The organism is Natronomonas sp. (assembly GCF_046483325.1).
GTDB lineage: Archaea > Halobacteriota > Halobacteria > Halobacteriales > Haloarculaceae > Natronomonas.
The window spans coordinates 54,012-72,807 of sequence record NZ_JAWODL010000015.1; the positions used below are offsets into that span (position 1 = coordinate 54,012).

The following is an 18,796-nucleotide window of genomic DNA, read 5'->3' on the forward strand; positions in this document are numbered from 1 at the left end:
TTCAGGTGAGCTGATCGAAAAGCGCCTGCACGTCGCCCACGTCGACGCTTCCGTCACCGTTGAAGTCGAACGCGCCCACGTTGTCCTGGACTGCGTCGGTGTGTCGGTTGACGAAGAGCGCTTGGGCGTCTCCCATATCGAACACACCGTCCCCGTTGACGTCCTCGTAGAGTCCGTCACCGTCGAGGTCTTGCGGTGGGTCCTCGAAGTCTCCGAGCGCAGGCGGCGCAATCGTGATATCCGCGGTCGCCTTGTCGTCCTCGGTGACGATGCCGTGGGTGTACGTTCCGGCGGCGATCTCGCCGCTCGAAACGGTGAACGACACGTCGGTGCTCGATCCGGGGTCGAGCGAGACGTCCTCGGAGTCGACAGTCGCCCCGTCGAACTCGAAGGAGACCGTCTTGGTGCCGGTGAGTTCACCCGTGTTCGCCACGGTCGCGGTGACCGTGATGTCGTTACCCTGAGTGACCTCGTCGGGTGCGTCGAGAGCCGTGACCTCGAAGTACGGCTCTTGGAGCTCTTCGACGGTCATGCTCGCTCCTTCCGCCGATCCGATCTCGTATCCGCCGCCGGACTCGTCGTAGACGAGCGCTTCCTGGACGGATATCTCGACCTCGCCGGGGGATTCTCCGCTGACGCTAACGGTACCGACGACCGCGTCGGATCCGGTGACGCTTTGTCCGGCGACTTCGATGCGGATCGTATCGCCAGCTTCGGTAACGTCGGTCATGTCGGATCCATCGTCGTCGATCGGTTCACCGTCGACGTTGAAGCCGTCGAAGGCTGCGACGTCACCGTCGCTGAGCGCGAGCGTGATATCGTATGCGCCGACGCTACCTCCCTCGAGGTTGGACACGACGATGTCGAATTCGTCCGATTCACCTTCCGTGATCGTCGATTCGGACGGTTCGAGGCTCACCTCGACCTCATCCGTCGGTTCATCGACCGGAGCGTCGGTGACCGAGACGGTCTGTGTGGTGGTGTCGGTGTCGCCGTCGTCGTCGGTGACGGTGAGTTCGACGTCGTAGTCGCCTGCGGAATCGAAGCTCGTGGTCGCCGTCTCATCGGAGGCGAGCGCGTCGCCGTCGACTTCCCACTCGTAACTCGCGATCGATCCGTCCGGATCGTCGGACGCCGATGCATCCAGCGTGACCTCTTCGTCGATTTCGGGCGAGGCTGGATCGACGGTGAACGATGCGGTCGGCGGCTGGTTCTCCGCGGGTGTGTCGGTAACGGTGACGGTCTGTGTGGTGGTGTCGGTGTCGCCGTCGTCGTCGGTGACGGTGAGTTCGACGTCGTAGTCGCCGGGCGAATCGAACGTCTCGGTGACCTGCTCGCCGGTGGCGTCGGTGGTGCCGTCGCCGTCGAAGTCCCACTCGTAGCTCTCGATCGCGCCGTCGTCGCTGGAGTCCGAGGCGTCGAACGACACCGCTTCATCCGTCTCCGGTGCGGTCGGACTGGACGTGAACGACGCCGTCGGGGGTTCGTTCTGGCTTGGCTCCTCGACGGTAATCGTCGTTTGTGTCGAACTGGCCACTCGTGATTCGTCATCTGGGGTGAGACCCGACCCCTCGACGTCGACCGTATAGTCTCCGGAGGTGGCGTCACTCGGAACGTCGATCTCGTAAGTGACGTCGTAGCTCTGTGTTCCCTTGGTGAGCCAGACGACATCGAAGAGGTTCGCGCTCTCGGATTCCGGTTTGGAGGTGCCGCCATCGGCGTCGGTTACGATTCCCTGCCAATCCGCCGGGAGGGAGACCTGCAGGCCATGCGCGTTGAGATCATCGGTCGAGAGCGTCGTGGTCAACTCGACCGTCTCACCTGGTGTCGCCGTCACCGCGTTCGCTGATTGTTCGACCGATGCTTCCTGTGCTGCGACCGTCCCCACTCCGCCGAAGATCGAGATGGCGACCATCAGCGCTACGAGGACCGTTGCCGTCTGCGTAAATCGTGTGTTTCGTGTTGTCATTGTTTGTATTCGTTCGCGTCGCTCGGTTGGCTACACGGTGCCGCTGTTTTGACCGGACATCGCCGGACATCGCGCCGGCGCGTTCGAGGATACTCCTCGGGTCGTCGTCGAATCTCGATATCCGACGTGAGAGATCTGACTCTCACCAGAGGCGACGGGACCACTGTGCCGTCCGCTGTCGGAGATCCGTCGTGACCGTCATTGGGGACCCATTCGGTGACTCTGAGTGCGCCGCGACGGCCGTGTAACTCGAACGGCCGCGCGGATCTACCGTCGGTTCGATCGGCTCGTTTCATCGTCGATCAGTCCGATCCCCCAGCGTCGACGGCCACTATCTCGATGGCGTTGACCTGCGGATTCTCGGAATCGCCTTGCTCGAAGTCGATGTCGACGGTCCCGTCGCTCGTGACGTCGAACGACTTCATCGTCCCGGTCGCGTGGCCGACGTCGGCCACCGGATCGTACTGCGTGAGAACCTGCTCGTCCTCGATCGAGACATTGAACTGTCGTTGCTCGGGATCGCTGGCTCCCGGGAACTGATTGCTGAGGTAGAGGCGAACTTCGACCTCCGCGTCCGCGTCGGTCGAGAACTCCCACTGCATCTCCCCGTACCGTTCGGCGTCGTACACCGCATCCGGGGTGCCGTCGGAGACCGATCCATCCGGCGCGACGGCGTCGCCCCCGTCGTAGTTTCCAGCGTCCGTCTCGGGGACCGAAACGAGGTACGGCGACGAATCGTCCGCGACGCCGGTCCAGTCGGGTCCGTCGTCGATCGAGTTAATATCCGTGCCTTCGCCCGCGTTGATCCGGTAGAGGACCTGCGGTTCGGGATCTGCGGCTTCCTCGACCGTGAGTTGGAACGATTCGGTCGCGGTGTCGGTGCCGTCGTCTGCCGTGACGTCGACCGTGTAGGTGCCGGCGTCGCCGGTTTCGGGTTCGATGGTGACCGTTCCGGTGCCGTCGCCGGCATCGGAGAGGCCCACGAAGTCCGGTCCGTCCGTCGAGAGCGACAGCGCGTCCCCATCGCCGTCCGAGGCGCTGACCGAAACCGTCGCGGAGTCGCCCTCGGCGACGGTCTGATCGGCGATCGAATCGATCGTCGGCACTTGGTTACCGGCATCGCCGTCGTCTGCCGGTTCAACTTCGATCGCCGACAGCTTCGCGTTGTCCTCGACCGTCGAGAACTCGATATTCAGTTCGCCGTCGGTGACTTCGGCGGTCGTCGTCTCCTGTACCGCGGTGAGCGATCCGCCGGTTTCGGCGTAGATGTCGTAGCTCGACAGAACGGGGTCACCCTCGACCGTCACGTCGAAGAGCCGTTCGCCGGTCTGGTCGGCTTCAGGATTCGTATCCTCGGACGTCCCCTGATAGAGCTCCGCGAAGTGGAGCGTGACGTCGTAGGTTCCGTCCTCGAGGGGCACGTCGTAGCTGAAGTTACCGTAGCGTTCGGTCTGGTAGATCGGGTCGTCCTCGGTGCCGTCGATGGCTTCTGTCGTGTCGTACGGCGACCCACCGTCGAAGTTCGTATCGGCCTCGAAGACGGTGCCGTCAGCCGTCGTGTACTCGTCTCCGCCCGCGTTCGCGGCGAAGCTCGTGTCGGCAGATCCATCGTCTCCGCCCTCACCATCGCTTTCGTCGTACTCTAGGACCACGACGTTCGAGTCGAGTCCGGTGTCGCCCGATTCTTCGACCGCGGCGGTGATGTAGTTGAGTCCGCCCTCGGCGGTGGAGTTGGTGAGCGTCAGATCGACGGTCGCCTCGCCGTTCGAGTCGAGCGTGACGGTCGTCGTCTCGACCTCGAGCGCCTTGTTCGCCTCGTACGCCTCGATGTCGTAGCCGGGTGAGCCGGAGTCGTCGGCGTCCGGAACGTTGTTCAGGTTCAGTTCGCCCTCCACACGCACGACCTCGACCGTCGCGTCGGCGGGACCGGTCACGGCGATAGTCTGTTGGGCCTCCGAGACGGTCGCAGCCGTGGTATCGTCGCTCAGCGTCGTCGATTCGAGCGAGACGTCCTGCACGTCGATCGTGGGCGCGTCGGGGACGTCGCCGGCGATCGACGCCTGTGCGCCGCCGCCGCTGCCGTCGCTGAACAGCGTGTTCGTCTGTGTCTCGCCGGTCTCGTACTCGACGGTCATCGTCGCGCCCGCGAGTTCCAGCCCCGAGACGGGGCCGGCCGCCTGCGAGCCGACGGTCGCACCCTTGATGCTCGTCGGGTCGTTGTCCGCCGAGAACGACAGCTCCTCGCCGGCGTCGAAGTCGGTGAAGTCGATTGTCAGCGTGTCGTAGCCGTCGTCGCCGTCGACGCCGTTGTGCGGGTCACTGAATACGTCTCCGTCGGCGGTGCTGACGACGCCGACGCCGTCGCCGGACTCGCTGTCGACGACGAGCCCCTTACCGGTCGGGTCGCCCGCGGTTCCCTCCGGGTCCCACACCATGTCGGGCATGGTTCCCGAATCCAACTCGATCGTCACCGACGCGATGTCAGCCTCACCGGTGTTCGACAGCTGGAACGAGCCGCCGCCGTAGGTGCTTGAATCGACGCCGCTGTCCGGCGTCACGAGCAGTTGCGACGATCCCTCGGCCGCCGTGGCTTCGCTGACGGTGACGGTCTGCGTGGCGGTGTCGGTGTCGCCGTCGTCGTCGGTGACGGTGAGTTCGACGTCGTAGTCGCCGGGCGAGTCGAACGTCTCGGTGACCTGCTCGCCGGTGGCGTCGGTGGTGCCGTCGCCGTCGAAGTCCCACTCGTAGCTCTCGATCGCGCCGTCGTCGCTGGAGTCCGAGGCGTCGAACGACACCGCTTCATCCGTCTCCGGTGCGGTCGGACTGGACGTGAACGACGCCGTCGGTGACTGCGCATCCTTCCCGTCGCCGGCGGTCGCGTCAGTCTGCCAGAGGTTGATGAGCTGTTGGATCTGCTGGGTGCTGATCGTCTCTCCGCCCGTATTCGGCACCTCGGCGTCGGTCTGCCACCAGTTGATGGCCTGCTGGATCTCCTGGGTCTCGATCTTCGAATCGTCACCGCCATCGTACGCGCTCGCGACGGCCTCCTCGACGCTCATCTCGCTGCTGGGTCCGTCGTCGAGTTTGACGACCTCGATGGCGTTGACCTGCGGATTCTGGGAATCGCCTTGCTCGAAGTCCACGTCGATCGTTCCGTCGCTCTCGACGGTGAACGCCTCCATCGCGGCGGTCTGGTCGCCGTAGGTGTCGATGATGTCGAAGTTCGAGAGGACCTGCTGGTCCTCGATCGAGACGTTGAACACGCGGTCGCCCGCCGTGCTCGTGCCGTCCCACCCGTCGTGGAAGTACAGCCGGACCTCGTAGGTCGCCCCCTCGTCGCTGGGGAACTCCCACTGCATCGGCGGTTCCTCTTCAGGATCGTACCGCTCGGTCTGGAACAGTTCCGTCGGCGTTCCGTCCGGTACCGAGTCGTCGACGTTCTCGACCGTGTAGGTGTTCCCCGGGATATCGCCGCCGCCCACGAGGTACTCGCTCGATGAGTCACTCGTGTCGGCGCTCCACGCCGGGCCGTCGTCCGTCGCGGAGACCTCTGGGCCGCCCGCGTTCACGCGGTGGACGGCGTCGCCCTCATCGGGTGCGTCGTCCCCGTCCTCGACGGTGACGGTCACCGTGTCAGTATCCGTCAGTTCGCCGTCGGAGACGCTGACCTCGAAGGTGAGCGTGGTGTCCTCGTCGACCTCGGGTGCGGTGAACGTCGGGTCCACCGCGTCGTTGATGTTGAGGTTGGCCTCCGGTCCGTCCACTTGCGTCCACGTGTAGCCGAGCGTGTCGCCGTCGGGATCGTCCGATCCCGAGGCGTCGAGCTGCACTTCGGTGTTCTCTTCGACGGTCTGGTCAGATCCGGCGTCCGCGACCGGCGGCTGGTTCGTCTCGCCGTCGTCCTCGAGCGGCGTGACGTAGAGGTTCGCCCAGGTCCCATCGAAGTCCGAATTCGCACCGTTAGACGTGGAGATGAGGCCGGCGGCCATCCCCTGATCGGTCGAATCGATCCACTCCGAGGGGATCGTCGTCTCCCCGACTTTCGTCAACTCCCCACCGTCCGTCGCGTAGTACGCGTGAACCGTGTTGTTACTGGGATAGACCCTCAAGTAGAGGTCCGTGCTCTGATCGGTGACGTCCGTGTCGTCCGGTTGCGCCACGCTCTCGAAGCTTCCGTCGACCTCCGTCGCGAACTCGACGCCCCCGGCACCGCCGTTCGCGGAGACGACCAACTTCGCGTAGTTGTCCTGATCCCCGTTCCCCAGGTAGACCCCCATCGATTGATAATCCTCGGGGGAATCGGGGAATCCGTCCACCGTGGTGCTGACGACGAACGGTTCGTCGGGCGCGTTCGCGCCGACCTGGAAGCCGTACTGTTGGCTGTTCGTCCCCTCGTAGGCGTCCCCCTGCGGGACGTTCTCGACGGTCAATACGTTCGCCGCGCCGCCCGCGATGACGTCGTCGTCATCGTAGAGGTCCATGTAGTCCGCTTCGCCGTTCGTCATCACACCGGTGAATCCGAGATCGAGGATCGTGCCGGGTTCGGCGTTCGGCTCGAAGTCGAGCTCGATCGGAAGATCGCTGTCGAGGCCGTTCGTCGCGTCGCGGGCGAAGGGGTCCTCGTTATCGAGCAGACCGTCGCCGTCGTCGTCGTCGTCGGTGACGTCGGAGACGCCGTCGTCGTCGAAGTCGCGCGGCGTCGATGCCGACGAGCACGGATCGGTTCCGGCCGCGATCTCGTCGGCGTTGCTGTACCCATCGCCGTCCTCGTCGAGCGCTGGGTCGTCCGCGCCGGTACACTGCCCGACGTCGCCGCCCTCGTAGTCGTTCGGCTCGAAGACGGTGATGTCGTTGCTACCGTGGTTCGCCGTCCACACCGTGCCGCCGAACGCCTCGTCGTCGCCCTGGGCCGTGATTCCCAGCGCACCACCCTGGCTAAGTTGCGAGGACACATCGGTGACATCGTCGCCTGCTGCGTTCAGTTCGACACGCTTGATCGTTCCGGACCCCGCTTCGACGACCAGCAGATCACCGGCCATCGATCCGCCGAAGTTCGTGGCGGTGTACTCTGTGATTCCACCCGTCCAGCTGAACTCCGGCCCGATCGAGTTGTCCTCGCTCGGATCCTGGTAGTCGCACTCGATCGGGTTGGCCATGTCGAACGGGACCGGGGTGTCCGACTCGTCGAAGTCGTGGTACTGGTTCCCGTCGGCGTCCCAGAGGCCGGCACCGTCGGGGTTGCCCCGGATGGGTGCGGCGTGACCGCCGTAGGAGCCTTCGGTGGCGAGGTGAAGCTGGTCGCCGGTCCCGTAGCTGCCGTCCTCGTTGGGCTCGTTGGTACACATCCCGTTCGAACCCTCACCGACGGGCTGGCCGCCCCAGCCGCCGTTCGGGCCGTTGTCGATGACGTAGAGTTGGCCATCCTCGGAGAGGACGAGGTCGTACGCGTTCCGGTAGCCGGGCGAGTAGATCTGCACCGGGCCGCCGTCGACGATCTTCGCCTGGTTCAGCCCGTCGTCGCCGCCGAACGGGAGGCTCCCGCCCTGAACGGTCGGAATTGAGTACAGGTAGTCGAGATCGGGGTAGTCGCTGTTCTCGTCTTGGAGACTCTTCGGCTGGTTTTCGGCTTCGATCTGTGCGAGATCGATGCTCAATACGGCCGCCGAGAGCGCGTACTCGGGCGTGTGGCCGAAGTTGTCTCCCGGTGCGCCCTTGTTGGTGTGACCGCCGACCGCGAGATACAGCGTCTCGCCGTCGGGGGAGAGGTCCATCCCGTTGGGCGAGTGATTCTCCTCAGAACGGGGCAATCCGAGCACCATTACGTCGTGGTCGACGTTCGTGAGGCTCCCCTCCTCGTCCCAATCGAACGTCAGCCGCGAGACGGAGCCAGAGTTGGTGTCCTTCGAATCGTCGTCGTCGCCGACGTCAATCTGATCGTCGCTCGAGGACACGTAGACGACCGGTTCGGCAGCCGTCCCACCGGCGGTGATACCGGTGATCTGTCGTGAAGTCCGTCCCGCATCGTAGTTTCCGAGGTCGTCGTGGTTCGGAATGTCCTTGATCTCGGTTATTTCCTCCTCGCTGACAACCTGATAGCTGTCCTCGCCGCTGCGTTCGACTTCGAGGGCGTACACGTTCCCGCCCTGCGTCGAGACGTACGCGCGGCCGTCCGGACCGAAGTCCATCGCCGTCGGGTTACCGGCGCTGAATCCCTGCAGCGTGGACTTGCTGAAGCCGACCGGCACGTCGCTGACTCCCTCGCCCGAGAGGCCCACCGTCAGCGGGTCGTTCGTTCCGCTGTGGCTCACTTCGAGCGACGCCGTCTTCGGTTCGGTCTCCGACGGCGAGAACGACACCTGAACGTCGACCGACTCGCCCGGCGCGAGCGTCGTACCACCCGAAACGTCGTGGGAGAACGCCGACGCGTCGCCACCGGCGATCGAGACGTCCGTCACGTCGATCTCGGGGTCGCCGCTCTCGCCGAGATTGGTCAACGTTACCGTTTCCGTCTCGCTTTCTCCCGTGAGGACCGTTCCGAAGTCGACGTTCGACGGTCCGCCGAGAGTGTCCGGTTCCGGTTCGGAGGGAACGATCTCGATCGCGGAGATCTTCGCGTTGTCTTCGACCGTCGTGAGATCGACGTCGATCGTGCCGTCGGTCGGCGTCACGGTCGTCGATTTCATCACCCCCGTCTCGGGCCCGACGTCGTCGTAGATGTCGTAGTTGTCAAGGAGCGTCTCTCCCTCGACGCTCACGTCGAAGACGCGGTCACCATCCCCCCCGTCAGGAGCTCCGCCGGATACCCCATGATAGATCTCCGCGAAGTACAGGCGAACCTCGTAGTCTTGGCCGTTCTCGATACCGTCCGAGAACGTCCACTCCTGATCGCCGTATAGCTCTGATCCGAAGATTTCAGTCGGCGTCCCCGACGGCACCGATGAGTCGAAATCGACCGTCCCGGAGTACGAGTCGTACGTCGAACCACCGCTCACCGATACGCCACTGGTCGATCCGGGCGCGGTCCAATCCGATCCGCCGTCGACCGCGCTGACGGTCCCGCCGCCCGCGTTCACGCGATACTCTGTCGATGCCTGCTGGGCGTGCGCCGGGTCGGTGACGAACGCCATGCCGCCGAGCGCGATCGACGTTATCATCAGGACCGACAACGCGATCGCAAGCGTCTTGGACCGGATACGATTCGGATTTCGCCGATTCAGGGTTACCATGGTCGATGGTCCCCTGTATAATGATTAGTAATAGACTTGCTTCTGAAAAATAATGACTGATTTTTTATTAATTATCACATGTATTCTAGTTAAGCGAGTATCGTTGGATTCTACGCCTCGATTCCGGATCTGCGAAGCTATCTTTATTCGGTTATTATTCGATTATATTACACTCTTAATGAATTGATTATCACTTTCTTGTACCGGAGTGAAACACCCATATAGTGAGACATTCTCCCGAATATTACTGTCAGTAACGCCCCCGGACGACCCGAGCGTGGTGCCCGCTTTATTTCGTCCACCCTCGATAGTGATTTATCGGGGCGCTAACCGTGCCTCAGACACATCGGTGAGCGACGGTGTTCCCGTTCGGCCGGCTGGACGGCCCTACGACCGGAACTTGTCGAGTCGCGTTTGCGTGTCAGGCGGCCGGTTCGGCTGTTCGGCGCCGAGCAACCGGGGCAGCGCGGTATCGGCGAACGTCAATCCCAATACGAGGATTATCGGGGCGAAAAACAGGCCGTAGAAGCCGAAAACGATCGGTCCGAAGATGTACGCGAGCATCAACAGCCCGACGTGCGTTCGCTTGCCGCTGAGATACGGCCGGAGCACGAGGTCAGGGATCGTGTCGACGATCACGGCCGCCAGAACGAGAAAGCCGACGATGTACACGAAAAGCGCCGGATCGCCGCCGAGTGCGATGGGGATCGACGCGATCGCCGCCAGGGGGAGATAGACGATCTTCATCCCGACGACGGGTATCAAACTCGCGATGCCGGTTAGCGCACCCGCAAGCGAGGGATACGGGACCTCGACGGCGGTCGGAACGACCGCGTTGTACGCGGTAAACACCGTGATCGCGATGATAGAGATGACGATGACGTTCAACAGGTTCCCGAAGAGCACCGCTTCGAGTTCCTCGTCGGCGGCCTCGAAGTACTCCCGAACGATGGCGTCGTCGTCGAACCGGAGCAGCCACGATCTGAACTTCGATCCGTCGATCAACAGGTAGTAGGTCACGACGGCGACGATGAGGAGGTTCAACAGCAGTCCGCTCACGAGGCCCGTGACGAACGCCGCGTGTTCGGCCGCGAAGTCGATGAAGACGTCCAACTGTCCCGCCCGATACGCGTCGATAATCCCGCCGAGCGTCAGCTCGGGGAGTTCGTTGACACTGTCGAACCACGCGATACCGTCGGGTGCGGCTTCGACGACCCGATACGTCTCGATGAACGCTTTGGCCTCGACGGCGAGCAGTACGATCGTGTAGCTGAGGAGCAACACGAGCGGGACCGCAAGTATCAAAATTGTCAGCATGGCGCGTATCTGTTTCGGCAACCGGAACCGTGCGAGTTCGTTGTAAAAGCGCCGAGTCGAGTAGTACAGGAAGACCGAGACGGTGAACGCAGCGATAAAACGGTAGGCGATGTACGCGGTGATCGCGGCGACGAGGAGTCCGAAAACTGCAACGATCAGACGCCGTTCGTTCATACATCCACCACCGCCGGTGGACAAATAAAGCCCTCGCCGGACGGCGTCGGACGGACAGTTGTCGAATCGGTCCGTTCGACCACGATTCCTAGGGAGTATCGCGGGCGTCCATCCTCCCCCCGCGAAGCATCGAGCCACTGCGTCGCATGCGGGTGTCGAAACCTCCGACTGGCTACGGTACCCCGTATCGGCGTGCCTATCGGTGAACGCGACGCCGCTGAGGACCGGGGCTCCGGCCGGTCACCCGGCCAGCGCGATGTCCAGATACAGCATGATGATGACGCCGGCCATGAGGCCGATCGTTGCCACGCGCTCGTAGCCGCTCTTGTGCGTTTCCGGGATGATCTCATCGGAGATCACGAACAACATCGCCCCCGCGGCAAAGCCCATCGCGTACGGCAAGAGGGGTTCGATCGCCGTCACTGCAACCGCGCCCAGCACTGCCAGGGGAATCTCGACGACCCCCGCACGAACGCCGGCGAAGACGGCGTACAGCCGGCGGTCGAGACCGGCGTTTATGGCGGCGACGGAGACGGCCAGCCCTTCGGGGACGTTCTGGAGACCGATCGCGAGCATCAACGACAACGCGCCGCCGATCAGTGCCGGATCTCCACCGGCGGCACCGAACCCGACACCGACAGCCAGCCCCTCCGGCATGTTATGTAGCGTTATCGCGAGGATGAACAGGGTGATACCGGCTAATCGCTCGTCGGAGATCGGGAGCGTTTCGGCCGGATCCGCGGCATCCGTTCGTCGGCTTCCGGTCAGCAGGTAGTGTGCGTGCGGAATGAGCACATCCGCTCGGTCGAGAAACAGCGCACCGAGCGCGACGCCGATCAGCGTCGGGATCGGGTTCCCCCCCGAGTACTCCTCGATGCCGGGGATGATGAGGCTGGTAAAGGCGGCTGCGAGCATCACACCGGCCGCAAATCCGAGCATACCGTTCAGCGCTCGCTCGGATGGGTTCCGCCAGACCAACACGAGCAACGCCCCAAAGAGGTTCATCAGCGCGATTATGACACCCCCGACCAGCGCCTGTCTCACCGGGGATGTCCCGACGAGGGCGACGAAACTCTCGGCGATCTCGACCTGCATTTCGTACTCATCGAGCGGGCGGTGTTTTATAATTTCGCGTGATGAGACCGCTGACCCGCCCGATACGCCTACGACGGAACTTCCGCTTCATCGGGGCGTTCTGTCGTTTCGAGCTCCGGTTCAGGTTCGGTCTCCGCCTCGGATTCCAACGTGGGATCTACCTCTCGGGACCCGCTTTCGCTGGCCTCCGTCGCGCCGCGTTTGATTTCGTCTTCGAGCTCCTGTCGACCGCGTTTGAACTCGCCCATCGCCTCTCCGCTCGCCCGGGCCAGCTTCGGCAGTTTGTTCGCGCCGAACAGGAGAACGGCGATGAACAGGATGATCAGGAGTTCTGGTCCACCGGGAATTCCGAACTGCATCGGTAACATCGGTTGCATTTCGATCGGCCGTTCGACCGGGAAGGGTGTATGTATGATGCGTATACCGACCGAGGCGACCCCGAAGCCGGCGGCTAACGACCCCGTTTTCGGTCCCGCCCGGTCTCGTCTTCGTTATTCGAGTTCGAACGCGACTTCCAGTTCGGCTTGGTACTCCCGCCCGTCGACGGATCCGAGTTCGACCCCGAACTCCGTGACTTCCGCCCAGTAGATGTTGTCCAGCGTATCCTCCGCGCGGTCGAGCGCGTCGTCAGCCGCGGCGTCGAAGCTCTCGTCGCTCGTGCCGATGAGCGTGATCTTTTTGAAAACCATATCGGTACCCAGTTCGACCCCAGGGTTCCTAAATGTATCCTGACTAATCAAAAAAATTATATTTAATCGGCGGTTACTGGCCGCTTTTCTGCCCGTCGGTGTACACGTTCATGCATAGACCACCTCGATGCGTTGCGGCCGCCCGATGCGCCCGGTGCGCTCGGCGAGACGCTGTCGGGATACGGAATCGACTGTCGACGCCGGCGTGGTCGACGCCCTTGACGATTAGGGCGCGGGCAGCACGTCGGCGCTGGGGTGAACCACCCGATACTCCCCGTCCTCGTCGATGCTGATGACCGCCCAGTCGTAGTCGGGTTCGATCGCGAGCAGTCGATCACAAACGTCCGAGGCGCGTTCCGCGTGGGTGACGAAACACCGAAGCCGACCGTGCGTGTTCGCCTCCTCCGGATCGGCGGTCGTCACGTAGACGGTCCGCCATTTCCGTTCGGCTCGAAGCTCGCCGCCCTCAGCCGTCAGTTCGTAGCCGAGATCGCGGAAGACGGTCCGTGCCTCCTCGACGAGGGATGTGCTAACAGCTCCCATTCTTTTCGATATTGGGCGCGATGGGGGATAAAGATTGGCACGTTCCCGGGCGGTGACCTATACGATCCGTTTCACGCGACGATCGATACCCTCATTCGTGGGCCGAATCCCATTCCTCGGCTTTGTGAAAGTTCGAGCAACGGTTACACTGGATGCGACCCATCGAGTCGACGGCGTTGTCGAACGACTCGCAGTTCGTACAAAAGAATCCCCAACGACGCTCGCCGTCGGCATCGGCGTAGACGACCCGAAATGGCCCCTTGTTTCCCTTCTCGGTTTCCCTGGAGAGATACAGCGTGTCGCCACGGGGTCCGATTCGTTCCTCCATACGCCCACTGCGACATCGGCCGTAAAAACCGTCACGGTCCGGTATCGGATCCACGCTCCTTTCACAGCTGACGACACGGTTTTGCGGTTTCGGGCCGTAACGTCGATCGTGCGTCTGTTGCATTATTCGGACATCGAGAGCGCCCACGACGATCCGGAACTCGTCGCCGGACTCGCCGGAACGATCGGCGCGCTCCGGGATGACCGAACGCTCGTCTGTGGCACCGGCGACAACGTCGCTCCCGGGGTTCTCCCGCTCGTCACCGAGGGCGAAATCGCCCTCGAGTTCTTCGAGGCCGCCTCTCCCACCGTCGAGACGTTCGGTAACCACGACTTCGATTTCGGACCCGAACGCACCGCCGAGATCGTCCGACGGTCCCCACAGCGGTGGATCTCGGCGAACGTCCGTCAGAACGAATCTCCCTTCGCCGGCGTCGATCAATGGTGCATAGAGCGCGTCGGGGACGAACGCGTCGGGTTCTTCGGCCTCACCGATCCCACCACGCCCTCCATCGGCGACAGCGAGAACAGACTCGAGTTCACCGACCCGATCGAGGCCGCCCGGGACTCGATCGACACCCTCCACGCCCAGGACGTGGATTACGTCGTCGCGTTATCGCATCTAGGCCGCCTGGACGACGAACTCGCCGCCACCTTCGACATCGACGTTATTCTCGGCGGCCACGTCCATTCGGAACGTGTCGAGCGAATCGCGGGGACGGTCCTCACGCGTCCCGGAAGCGGCGGTCGAACGCTGTTCGAAATCGACCTCCCGACCGGGGACGTTACCAGACACGCCGTCACCGACGGGCCGGTCGATGCGACGCTCGCGGAGAGGTATCGAACCCTGATCGCAGAAACCGGGCTCGACACGGTCGTCGCCCACGTCGCCGACCCGATCTTCCGAACCGACGCGAACGCCTTTCGGGGCGAGAGTCGCGTGGGAAATTTCGTCGCCGACGCGTATCGGTGGGCGGCAGAACGAGCCGTCGGAACCGACGTTCCCGTGGTCGGCTTACAGAACAGCGGCGGAATCAGAACTGGGCCGCCGCTCGTCGGCGACGTCACGGTCGCGGATCTTATCAGTCTCGTTCCGTTCGATGAGCCGATCGTCGTCGCCGACTGTTCCGGCGAGGAACTCCATTCGGTGTTCGCCGAGGCCGCCGAGACGCCCGGATTCGGGGAATCGGACTGGTGGCACGCCCACGTTTCGGGGGCTCGATTGACCTACGACCACGACGACGGTCGGCTCCAGTCGGCCAGCGTCGGCGGCGAGCCTGTCGTCGACTCGGGTCGATATCACCTCGCATTTCCGGAGTTCTTGCTGTACACAACCGTCGAGTTCCCGACGCTCGCCGACGATCTTCCGATCGAGCGACTCGACATCCAGTACGAACTGCTCTCCGAGTACGCCGAGGCGGTCGGTATCGACCCCGCAATCGAGGGGCGAATCGTCCGAAACGGCGTCTAGATCGTGGTCGTCAACGGCGTCTTTCGACCGCAGATACGGCCGCCGATCGACCGCAAGGTTCAGGCACGGGCGCGTGTTCGTTCCGGTAAATGACGCTCGTCGTTGTACCCGTCCGATATCCGCTGTCGCAGCACTCGCGGGCGACGCTGGAGCGAGCGATCGAGGTCGCCGAGGAACAAGACGCCGACCTTACGGTGTTACACGTCAATCTCTATCAGAAAGACGAGAACGTGACGCGAGGGGAACTCAAGCGGGCCGTGGAGGCGTCGTTCGGACGACTCGATCGCGCGCGATACGTCGTCAGTCCGGGTTTTTTGATCGAGGAGACGATCCTCGACGAGGTCGCCGCCCAAGGTGCCGACTACGTCGTTATCGGTCGAAAGCAGGCCGGTCGATGGCGACGGATGGTTCGACGGCTGATCGACGATCCGGATATCGAGGGGTTCCTTCGGAGCGAACTCGACTGCGAAGTGATCACTGCGAGCCCCTGAAGTCTTCCCGTCGATTCAGGTCGGGTCGGCTTCGGTGTCACTCTCGGCCGTCGGTGATCCCTCCTCCCCCGTCCTCGCCGCTTCGCCGTCTCCCACATCTTCGATCTCCGGTGACGACTCGTCCGGCGTGTCGGACGCTCGCGCCGTGGCACCGCCGGGCCGTGATCGTGCCCGGTTCTTTGCTTGGTGCATCGACACCTGTAGTTCGCCGCTGGTGTCGTCGAACACCATGTGCGTGTGCGGGTACGGGATCTCGATGTCGTGACTGTCGAATCGGTCCCAGACTTCGGTCAGCACCTTCGAGCGCACCGCCGTCTGCTTGTACGGTTCGGTCGCCCAGTATCGAAGTTTCAACAGCACCTCGCTCTCGCCGAACTCGCTGATGTAACAGGTCGGTGACGCTGGATATCGGGCACTGCCGATCCGGATGTCGGGTCCGCCCTTTATGACGGCATCAATCGATCTCGCGGCCGCCTCCATCTGTTTTCGAGCGACCTGTATATCGCTCTCGTAGGTGATTCCGACGTCGAGAGTGAGCCGAATGCGCGTGTCCTCGGCGGAGTAGTTGATCACGTCCCGATCGCGCATCTTGCCGTTCGGGAGCACGATGAACGTGTTGTCGAGGGTGAACACCTTGGTGTAGATGAGCGTGATGTCTTCGATGAATGCTTTCGTCTCGGTGTCGTCGAGTTCGATCATATCGCCGATCTCGTAGGGTTGCTCCGAGAGAATGAAGACGCCGCTGATGAGGTTTCCGATGATCGGTGCGAGGATGATACCGACGACGGCCGAGAAGACACCGACCGAGAGCGCGATGTTGCCGAACCCGAGACCGAAGAAGCTCAACGCCGTCAACACCGCGCCCAGAACGATGAATATCTGGAGGCTCCGCAGTATCGTCCGACTCACCGACGGTCGCTTGAACTGTCGGGCGATCCGTCGGCCTAACATCTGTCGAACCACCTGGGAGAGGTAGTACGCGAACGCGACGAGCGCGACAGCGACGACGAGCCGATATACGAATACGGGAACGTACTCCGGGAGCCACTCCGGAGGAACGAGTCCAGGGCCATCGCGAAACGACGGCGTCGATGTCGGCGCCGGCGTTTCCGTCTGAAGCAACACCGCGTCCATACGCTCCAGTCACCGGGGGGCGGAAAAAGCGTTCCCCAACGCTCGCCATTCAATCCGGGCGGAAGCCCCTTTCCAGGCGTCGTCAGGGGAACGGATGATACGTCCGACCCAGCCTCGGCTCGAAGCCGAGCGATTCGGGGACGGTTCGAGCGCGCTCACCGAAGTACGGCTCGCCGGTGAAGAGCGGCTGTGCCGAGGGGATCACCACGCGGACGGCTTCGAACCCCATGAATTCGACGTCGCGCGGCGTCAGGCGGGCCGCGTAGGCGTCGAGACCTGCATCCCGAACTCGCGCAGTGAGTTCGTCAAGTCCGTCGCCCCCATCCGGCGGTTCGGCCGGTCCGACGCTGTTCGCCGGAATCGTCGTCTCGGGGGAGACGAACTCCCGGGTCTGCTCGGGGAACGCGGCGTGTGTCCCGATCGCTCCGCCCTCCGATTCGGCCCGGTCGGCGCCCATTCGACGGAGTTCGAGCCAGTTCTGGATGGCCTCCTCCAAGGCACCACGTGCGGCAGCCGCAGGGTCGAGATCGGCTGCGGAGCCGGCGGCGAATCGCGGCCACTCGCCATCGCGATGAACGCAGGCGGCGACGACGGGTACGTCGATGTCCTGCGTGAGCAACAGCGCGGTCGCGTCCAACCCTTCGCTTTTCGCCCGCGCGGCGAGCGTCCGATACCCCTCTTCGTCGACGGCGAGGCCCATGGGTTCGTACGTCGAGTACCACGCCAACATCGCTGCGTCACGCTCAATGACCTCGTAGAGCGCCGATAAGAGCGCGTCGGCGCCGCCGTTTCCAAACCCGAGACCGGTCGTGATCGCGGGGCGGATCGTCCGCTCGACTGGCGGGAAGACGACGAGCTCCCCCGGCAGCTGAACCGTCTCGCCGGTTTCGAGGTGTTCCGCAGTGTGCCACCGGCTCACCGAATCCGCATCGGGCCACTCGGGACGGACGAACCGCTCGGCTCGAATCGGGTTCTCCGGATCGGTCCCGAACTCGGCGTCGCGATAGATCGCGGCGCTGTATCGCTCCATGGCTTCGCCGAGCGCCTTCATGAACGCCGGGTCCCAATCGAGGCCGACGCCGGCGGCGTGCTCTGGGGCGTCTCCGTCGGAAAAGGGAGTCTCGGCGAGCGTCGCCAGATAGTACGGGACGGGGAACGATTCCGCCTCGCCGATCGAGGTGATCGGTCCCAATCGGTCGTCGAAGGCCACTTCGGCCATCGAGATCGACTCCTCCAACGACCGATCCTCCTCGTGGCGACGCAGTTCGCTCGCGCTGGGGTCACCACACTCACAGTACGGGATCGGCAGGACTCGGCGGTGGGCATGCGGGACTTCGATGACGCCGCCGAGGAGCGCGGATTCTTTCCCGGAGACGAGCGCCGCCAGTTCGCGTCCGGCGACGGCGCCGGCGAAGCGCGCCGTCGACGTTTCGTATCCCCCACCGTCCGTCTCCGGACCGGCGGCCGAGATCCGCTCGTTGAGACACCGATAACAGGCCGTCCCCGGTGCGTAGCCGGAGACCGACGCCTCGACGCCCGCCACCGGTTCCCCGCCGACGCCGCCGAGTTCGATGCTGACGAGCGGGGTTCGCGTCTCTCTGGCCCGCGATGTGGCGCGATCGAAGTCAGCCGATCCGACCGCCCCCGCGATGGTCGCTACGTCGACCTGCCCGACCGCGTCGGGGTCGACGGTGACCGTTCCGGCGGCCGTATCACTCAGGGCGGACCGAACGGCGTCGAGTGCGACGCTCCCTCCGAGTAGTCCGACCGTCGTCACCGTCGCTCACCGCCCGTTGACCGCAGGAACGCTCTCGGTGTCATGTCCGTGACATCCGGGCCAAAGGCGATAAAAGCCGTGGGAAGCAACGACCGATCGACTGAGAAATACGCCGACGGCTCTGGTGAATCGCCGGACAGCGCCGGCTTCGACCGTCAGAACTAGTGGAATGAAGCGGGAAACCGCCGATGCCTATGTCGAAGATCTCCCGCTTCACGAAGAAAGCGGTTCAGTTAGCTAAAAATGCTGTCGGTGGCCGAGGCGAAGTCGCCGCCCCCGAAGGGGGTGGCGGCTTCGCCGATTACGCCGTCGTATCGCTCCATTGTCTTCGAGTTTACTTGGAGAAGTCCTACCGTGAGACGTTAGATCTGCTGAGCGAGATGCCACATATTCTCGGGGAGATCGGCCTCGACGCGGCCGATCTCCCGCATCACTCCACGCTAGTAAAGTGGTTTGACAGGATCAAGACAGCACTCTGGCGAGTGCTGCTGCGCCTCTCGGCGCAGCTGCACGCTCCGAGCGGTCACGCCGCGATCGACGCGACGTTTTTCGACCGCGAAAACGCGAGCAAACACTACTGCCG

The 18,796-nt window shown here is 63.5% G+C and carries 12 protein-coding genes and 1 pseudogene; 3 read left to right on the plus strand and 10 right to left on the minus strand.

Annotation, left to right across the window (positions count from 1 at the left end):
• Nucleotide 1: 1 nt before the first annotated feature.
• The 8 genes from R6U53_RS05350 to R6U53_RS05385 all read right to left on the minus strand — a co-directional run bounded on the left by R6U53_RS05350 (nt 2) and on the right by R6U53_RS05385 (nt 13,341).
• On the minus strand, nt 2-1,969 hold the full coding sequence (locus R6U53_RS05350) for a PKD domain-containing protein (protein ID WP_410321330.1): 1,968 nt from the start codon (nt 1,967-1,969) through the stop codon (nt 2-4).
• Nucleotides 1,970-2,271: 302 nt separating this feature from the next.
• The gene (locus R6U53_RS05355; protein ID WP_410321331.1) at nt 2,272-9,195 is read right to left on the minus strand and encodes a malectin domain-containing carbohydrate-binding protein; all 6,924 of its coding nucleotides are present in this window, start codon (nt 9,193-9,195) and stop codon (nt 2,272-2,274) included.
• Nucleotides 9,196-9,582: 387 nt separating this feature from the next.
• A complete protein-coding gene (locus R6U53_RS05360) occupies nt 9,583-10,686 on the minus strand; it encodes an AI-2E family transporter (protein ID WP_410321332.1) in 1,104 nt (367 codons plus the stop codon).
• A 240-nt stretch (nt 10,687-10,926) separates the two neighbouring features.
• A complete protein-coding gene (locus tag R6U53_RS05365; protein WP_410321333.1) occupies nt 10,927-11,781 on the minus strand; it encodes a ZIP family metal transporter in 855 nt (284 codons plus the stop codon).
• A 68-nt stretch (nt 11,782-11,849) separates the two neighbouring features.
• Entirely contained in the window at nt 11,850-12,158 is a 309-nt protein-coding gene (locus R6U53_RS05370) for a twin-arginine translocase TatA/TatE family subunit (RefSeq protein ID WP_410321334.1), read from the minus strand.
• 114 nt (nt 12,159-12,272) lie between these two features.
• Entirely contained in the window at nt 12,273-12,470 is a 198-nt protein-coding gene (locus tag R6U53_RS05375; RefSeq protein WP_410321335.1) for a dodecin, read from the minus strand.
• Between the two features lie 225 nt (nt 12,471-12,695).
• The gene (locus R6U53_RS05380; protein WP_410321336.1) at nt 12,696-13,013 is read right to left on the minus strand and encodes a hypothetical protein; all 318 of its coding nucleotides are present in this window, start codon (nt 13,011-13,013) and stop codon (nt 12,696-12,698) included.
• 91 nt (nt 13,014-13,104) lie between these two features.
• Entirely contained in the window at nt 13,105-13,341 is a 237-nt protein-coding gene (locus R6U53_RS05385) for a DUF5816 domain-containing protein (RefSeq protein WP_410321337.1), read from the minus strand.
• A gap of 108 nt (nt 13,342-13,449) precedes the next feature.
• Here R6U53_RS05385 and R6U53_RS05390 point away from each other — a divergent pair, with 108 nt between their 5' ends.
• Nucleotides 13,450-14,811 (plus strand): bifunctional metallophosphatase/5'-nucleotidase, encoded by a 1,362-nt coding sequence (locus R6U53_RS05390; protein WP_410321338.1) that lies wholly within the window; start codon nt 13,450-13,452, stop codon nt 14,809-14,811.
• 89 nt (nt 14,812-14,900) lie between these two features.
• Entirely contained in the window at nt 14,901-15,302 is a 402-nt protein-coding gene (locus R6U53_RS05395) for a universal stress protein (RefSeq protein WP_410321339.1), read from the plus strand.
• A 15-nt stretch (nt 15,303-15,317) separates the two neighbouring features.
• On the opposite strand, the gene R6U53_RS05400 is transcribed toward R6U53_RS05395, so the two are convergent.
• Together R6U53_RS05400 and R6U53_RS05405 are read right to left on the minus strand one after the other, a co-directional pair.
• On the minus strand, nt 15,318-16,436 hold the full coding sequence (locus tag R6U53_RS05400) for a mechanosensitive ion channel family protein (protein ID WP_410321340.1): 1,119 nt from the start codon (nt 16,434-16,436) through the stop codon (nt 15,318-15,320).
• 82 nt (nt 16,437-16,518) lie between these two features.
• Nucleotides 16,519-18,213 carry a YcaO-like family protein gene (locus R6U53_RS05405; protein ID WP_410321341.1) on the minus strand — a complete coding sequence of 565 codons (1,695 nt, stop codon included), beginning with the start codon at nt 18,211-18,213 and terminating at the stop codon, nt 16,519-16,521.
• 194 nt (nt 18,214-18,407) lie between these two features.
• On the opposite strand from R6U53_RS05405, the pseudogene R6U53_RS05410 reads away from it, so the two are divergent.
• A pseudogene (locus R6U53_RS05410) lies at nt 18,408-18,796 on the plus strand (IS5/IS1182 family transposase); the annotation flags it as partial.

Bases quoted from the DNA above. Each gene is read 5' to 3' on its own strand.
- R6U53_RS05360 (WP_410321332.1), bottom strand. From the start codon at position 10,686: ATGAACGAACGGCGTCTGATCGTTGCAGTTTTCGGACTCCTCGTCGCC.
- R6U53_RS05355 (WP_410321331.1), bottom strand. From the start codon at position 9,195: ATGGTAACCCTGAATCGGCGAAATCCGAATCGTATCCGGTCCAAGACG.
- R6U53_RS05375 (WP_410321335.1), bottom strand. From the start codon at position 12,470: ATGGTTTTCAAAAAGATCACGCTCATCGGCACGAGCGACGAGAGCTTC.
- R6U53_RS05370 (WP_410321334.1), bottom strand. From the start codon at position 12,158: ATGCAACCGATGTTACCGATGCAGTTCGGAATTCCCGGTGGACCAGAA.
- R6U53_RS05400 (WP_410321340.1), bottom strand. From the start codon at position 16,436: ATGGACGCGGTGTTGCTTCAGACGGAAACGCCGGCGCCGACATCGACG.
- R6U53_RS05380 (WP_410321336.1), bottom strand. From the start codon at position 13,013: ATGGGAGCTGTTAGCACATCCCTCGTCGAGGAGGCACGGACCGTCTTC.
- R6U53_RS05350 (WP_410321330.1), bottom strand. From the start codon at position 1,969: ATGACAACACGAAACACACGATTTACGCAGACGGCAACGGTCCTCGTA.
- R6U53_RS05365 (WP_410321333.1), bottom strand. From the start codon at position 11,781: ATGCAGGTCGAGATCGCCGAGAGTTTCGTCGCCCTCGTCGGGACATCC.
- R6U53_RS05385 (WP_410321337.1), bottom strand. From the start codon at position 13,341: ATGGAGGAACGAATCGGACCCCGTGGCGACACGCTGTATCTCTCCAGG.
- R6U53_RS05395 (WP_410321339.1), top strand. From the start codon at position 14,901: ATGACGCTCGTCGTTGTACCCGTCCGATATCCGCTGTCGCAGCACTCG.